Annotated in this window: 4 protein-coding genes and 1 pseudogene; all 5 read left to right on the top strand. The window is 62.2% G+C overall.

Features of this window, described 5'->3' with window-relative positions:
* Positions 1-887 precede the first annotated feature (887 nt).
* Positions 888-1,592: a heme-binding protein gene (locus EN750_RS17530; RefSeq protein ID WP_127296135.1), complete on the top strand. Its 705-nt coding sequence runs from the start codon at positions 888-890 to the stop codon at positions 1,590-1,592.
* Positions 1,589-3,469, top strand: coding sequence for a methanol/ethanol family PQQ-dependent dehydrogenase (locus tag EN750_RS17525; protein WP_127397158.1), 1,881 nt, complete (start codon positions 1,589-1,591; stop codon positions 3,467-3,469). The genes EN750_RS17530 and EN750_RS17525 overlap by 4 nt, the downstream gene beginning before the upstream one ends.
* Positions 3,450-4,319 carry a substrate-binding domain-containing protein gene (locus EN750_RS17520; RefSeq protein ID WP_127397157.1) on the top strand — a complete coding sequence of 290 codons (870 nt, stop codon included), beginning with the start codon at positions 3,450-3,452 and terminating at the stop codon, positions 4,317-4,319. The genes EN750_RS17525 and EN750_RS17520 overlap by 20 nt, the downstream gene beginning before the upstream one ends.
* Positions 4,316-4,849 (top strand): c-type cytochrome, encoded by a 534-nt coding sequence (locus tag EN750_RS17515; RefSeq protein WP_127268117.1) that lies wholly within the window; start codon positions 4,316-4,318, stop codon positions 4,847-4,849. Before EN750_RS17520 ends, EN750_RS17515 begins: the two co-directional genes overlap by 4 nt.
* 14 nt (positions 4,850-4,863) lie before the next feature.
* Positions 4,864-5,200: pseudogene (locus EN750_RS17510) on the top strand (cytochrome c oxidase subunit II); the annotation flags it as partial.

The raw sequence follows: 5,200 nt of genomic DNA, 5'->3' as shown, positions 1-5,200 counted from the left end.
GTGCAGTGTTGAGTGGATGCGTCGTCGCGTCGAGGGCTCGTGGCCTCGCCTCTCGGATCGCTCGCAAGGTCGCATGGCGTAGTTTGTCCTCGCGCTTGAAGGTCTTCACGCGGCCGATAAGGCTGCCGCTGCTCGGGCACTCCAACTTCGATGAGGCGTATAAGGTCGCGCTCGCGGGCGCAGTTCGCGGAGCGGGGATGGGGTCTATTGCGTGCGTCACCGGCTAGTCCGCCGAATGACTTTATCGCCGTAGCTTCCCTCACTCCCACTCGATTGTTCAAACAGCGTATAACCCGTTGAAATCGCTGTCAAATATTTTCCAGAACTGCTAAAATTCCGACACTAGAACCGTCAAAAATTTACGCTTTTGATTTTAAAGGGAAAATCGCCAAAAAAAATATTTCGAGGTTCCACCAACTATCGGGACCATCCGGGCAATTTTCGAATTTTATGGCGTCCACCAGCGTGCCCAAGTCGCCTCAAAAAGTACCGTCGCCTTCTCAACTAAGGCATTTTTCATCGCAAAATGAACGTTGTCGCGAGTCCGGGTGGATCGTCCGTATGGTCCCGCAACCGCTCCGCTTCTCTGATAATGCCAAGTGCTCACTAGGTGCGATGAGCCGGCCGCCGGCGGGACAGACGGCAACTTGCCATTCACCGGACGGGAAATGTGCATTTTTTTCCAAAAGCAGGAACATACCTGCATCGCCCAAGTTAGACACCGACGGCATTGGATCACGGATTCTTTCTCGCATTCTCCAGTCTGACAGAGTGCTCCATGATTCTTTGATGCTCGACGAATGGGCAGGACAATGTACCGCTGTCAGCTTTTCTTATCAGCCTTTGGCCTGGTGTTGGCGGGTGGCCTGTCCCCACAGGGCCAAGCCATGGCACAGGCGCCCTGCCCGGCCGACCACGATAAGCTGCTCGCTGTCCTCAAGGCCAATGTGAAAGCAAGCGGCGGACCTGCCAACGGTGGCTTTGAGACCAACGAATGGGCCGCTATCGTTGCCCGCGACGGCGCGGTGTGCGCGATCGCTTTCAGTGGTCCCACCGCCGATTCGCAATGGCCGGGCAGTCGCCTCGTCGCGGCAGAGAAGGCCAATACGGCCAATGGGCTAAGCTTGGCGCAAATGGCCCTATCGACGGCCAATCTCTACGCGGGGGCGCAACCTGGCGGGCCGCTTTTCGGCTTGCAGGAGACCAATCCGGTCAACCAGGCCGCAGCCTATGCGGGCGATCCCAAAACGTTCGGAAGCGCCAGCGATCCGCTCGTCGGCAAGCCGATTGGAGGCGTCGTTGTGTTTGGCGGCGGGCTTGCCCTCTATGACGGAAAGAGCATCGTCGGAGGCATCGGGGTCTCCGGAGATTCCTCATGCGCCGATCACAATGTCGCCTGGCGTGTTCGCGCGGCGCTCGGCCTCGACAAGGTTCCCGCCGGAGTCAATCCCAATCGCAAGGACGCCATCGTCTACGATCTGGATCCCGGCGGCAAAAGCGCCTCGGGCTGGGGCCATCCGCTTTGTGCCGGCACCGAGGCTGACATCGCGGCGGAGCTCGGCGCCGGCGTGGGAGGCTCGATCCACAAATGAAAGGCATGCTGCACCCGGCACAGGCGCGCGTTAACGAAGGACGAGGCGCCCGCGCATCGGCGACCGAGAATTCTTTTCGCACTTGCATAGTCTCGGTGATGCTGCTGGCATGCGGCCCATTCCTGAGCGGTGCCTCGGAGCCGCCATCGGCGGCGGCTATTGCGCCGCCCGCCGCCGCCGCGCCACCCGATGACGGGCAATGGACAATGCCGGCCAAGAACTACGCGTCGACCCGCTTCAGCGACCTGACCGAGATCAACGAAGGCAACGTCAAGAACCTGCAGGTCGCCTTCACCTTCTCCACCGGCGTGAACAAGGGCCAGGAAGCAGCGCCGCTGGTTGTCGGCAACACCATGTACATCGTCACGCCCTTTCCCAACATCGTCTACGCGCTCGACCTTTCCAGGCCCGGCGCGCCGATGAAGTGGAAGTACGAGCCCAACCCCGAGCCGTCGGCACAAGGGGTGGCCTGCTGCGATGTCGTCAACCGCGGCGCGGCCTTCGCCGACGGGCGCATCTTCTTCAACACGCTGGACGGCCACACGATCGCCCTCGACGCCAACACAGGCAAACCGATCTGGAACGCTCATATCGGCAACATCAACATCGGCGAGACCATCACCATGGCTCCGCTGGTGGTGAAGGGCAAAGTTTTGGTCGGCAATTCCGGCGGCGAAATGGGCGTCCGCGGCTGGGTCAAGGCGCTGGATGCCGGAGACGGGCATGTTGTCTGGACGGCTTATGGCACTGGACCCGACAAGGATGTGCTGATCGGCCCGGACTTCAAGCCCCACTATGACATGGACAAGGGCACAGACCTTGGCGTGACGACATGGCCGCCCGAAGCCTGGAAGATCGGCGGCGGCAATATGTGGGGCTGGATCTCCTACGATCCGGACTTGAACTTGATCTTCCACGGCACAGGCAATCCAGGACCGTGGAATCCGGATTTGCGGCCCGGCGACAACAAATGGACGTCCGGTATTTTCGCGCGTGATCCCGATACCGGAGCGGCGAAGTGGTTCTATCAGTGGAGCCCGCATGACCTCCATGACTATGACGGGATCAACGAGCAGATCCTTCTGGACATGACCTGGCAAGGCAAGCCGCGCAAGGTCCTCGTCCGACCGGAACGCAACGGCTACCTCTATATCCTCGATCGGACCACTGGCGAGGTGCTGTCGGCCACAGCCTATGGCCCGGTCAATTCCAGCAAGGGCGTCGACCTGAAGACCGGCCGCCTGATTGCAAACCCCGACAAGAGAACCGGCACCGGCAAGGTGGTGCGAGACATTTGCCCGACAGCGTCCGGCCTCAAGGACTGGCAGCCATCGGCCTTTTCGCCGAGGACCGGCCTGCTCTACATCCCCCACAACAATCTCTGCATGGATGAAGAAGGCGTCGAGGTAAACTACATCGCAGGCACGCCCTATGTCGGCATGAACGTACGCATGATCCCCGGGCCGGGCGGCAATCGTGGTGCCTTCACCGCCTGGGATGTTGCCGCCGCCAAGCCGGCCTGGGTCCTGAAGGAGAACTTTCCGGTGTGGAGCGGCACCGTCGTCACTGCCGGCGATCTCGTCTTTTACGGCACCATGGAAGGCTGGTTCAAGGCGGTCAGCGCCAGGACTGGCGATCTCCTTTGGCAATTCAAGACATCGTCCGGCATCATCGGCCAGCCGATAACCTATCGCGGCCCCGATGGGCACCAATATGTCGCAATTCTGTCAGGCGTCGGTGGCTGGGCCGGTGCCATCGTTTCCGGCGACCTCGACCCACGCGATGCCACCGCGGCACTTGGCTTCGTCAACGCGATGAAGGATCTAAAGAACGCTACCACGGTGGGAGGCACGCTTTATGTGTTCCGGCTGCCTTGATGGATTGGACTTGACCGTACGTCCGGCGCGAAAGGCGTTCCAACGGGTGGCGATCGGCATGGCCGGGCTCGCCTTGTTGCTCTTGCCGGCTATTGCCAGTCCACGTGAGTTGAGAGTGTGCGCCGACCCGAACAACATGCCGTTTTCCAACGCGGCCGGTCAAGGCTTCGAGAACAGGATCGCGGAAATTATCGCCACTGATCTCGGCGCCAAGCTGACGTATACTTGGTGGGCGCAGCGCCGTGGCTTCATCCGCAACACGCTGAAGGCAGGCCTTTGCGATCTCGTGCCCGGCACGCCTGCCAATCTCGAAATGCTGCGCACGACCACGCCTTATTACCGTTCGTCCTATGTCTTCGTGACCCGCCAGGACGGCCCGGACGTGGCCTCCTTCAACGACCCGCGGTTGCAAGAATTGCGTATCGGTGTTCAGCTCATCGGCGACGATGGCGCCAACTCGCCGCCTGTCCAGGCGCTTGGCCGCCGCGGCATCGTCGGGCACCTCATCGGCTACCCCGTCTATGGCGACTACTCCGCTCCCAACCCTCCGGCGCGCATCGTCGAAGCTGTTGCGAACGGCGAGATCGATCTTGCCGTGGTCTGGGGTCCGCTCGCCGGCTATTTCGCCCAGAGGCAAAAGGTGTCGCTCCGGATCACGCCGGTCACGCCCCGCATCGACGGACCGCAACTGCCGCTAATGTACGACATCTCGATGGGTGTTCGGCGCGAGGACGATGCGCTGCGTGGCGATGTGAATAGCGCGCTTGCCAGACACAAGGCCGAGATCGACGCGGTTCTGGCGCAATACGGCGTACCGCGTCTGGACATGGCCGGGAGTCCGGCGCGATGAGGCAGGCTCTGGCGATGTTACTGCCCTTGACGCTGGCCCTGGTCGCCTGCCAGCGCGAGGAGCGCGACACGCGACCGCAATCGGCGCTCGGCTCAGGTGAGCAGCCGACGCCCGTGACCACGTTGGAGCCGGGCGGACAGCGACCCTCCCCCACCGATAACAAGGCGGCGAGCTTCGAGGCCAACGCCTTCCACATGAGCGAGGGCAAACGCCTGTTCGGCTGGTTCAACTGCTCGGGCTGCCATGCCAATGGCGGTGGCGGCATGGGCCCGGCGCTGATGGACGAGAAGTGGCTCTACGGCAGCTCGATCGAAAGCATCCACGCCACGATCCGCGACGGCAGGCCGAACGGGATGCCGAGCTTCGGCCAGAAGATACCCGACGACCAGATATGGGAGCTGGCGGCATATGTGCGTGCACTGGGCGGCAACGCGCCCTCCTCCGCCGCGCCGCAACGCAATGACGGCATGATGGTGCATCCCTCGGAAAACCGCCTGCCGGATGCCGCGACACTGGGCAAATCACCGTGAGGCGCCCGGCTTCGATGACCTTCGCCCTCTGTGTCCTGCTTCTGCAGGGATGCGCAGGCTGGCAGTCGGCGCTGGATCCGAAAGGCCCCGCAGCCGGCGAGTTGGCTTGGCTGATCTGGTTCTTCACCGCGCTTTGCGCGGTTGTGTGGGTGCTGGTGATGATCGCGCTCGCAGCACCGCTGGTTATGCGATCGCGTCCCGGCGATGAACCCCTCTTACTCGACGAAGCGGCCGAACGCCGCAAGATGCGCGTGGTCGCGTCCGCCGTCGGACTGACCGCCATCATCCTGATCGGACTGACGCTGCTAAGCTTTTTCGCCAACAGGACGCTGGCTGCGATCGGCTCGGAGG

The sequence above is a fragment of the Mesorhizobium sp. M7A.F.Ca.ET.027.03.2.1 genome (genome assembly GCF_003999175.1).
Classification (GTDB): Bacteria; Pseudomonadota; Alphaproteobacteria; order Rhizobiales; family Rhizobiaceae; genus Mesorhizobium.
The sequence above is the reverse complement of the archived record's forward strand: the minus strand, read 5'-3'. Positions and strand labels throughout refer to the sequence as shown.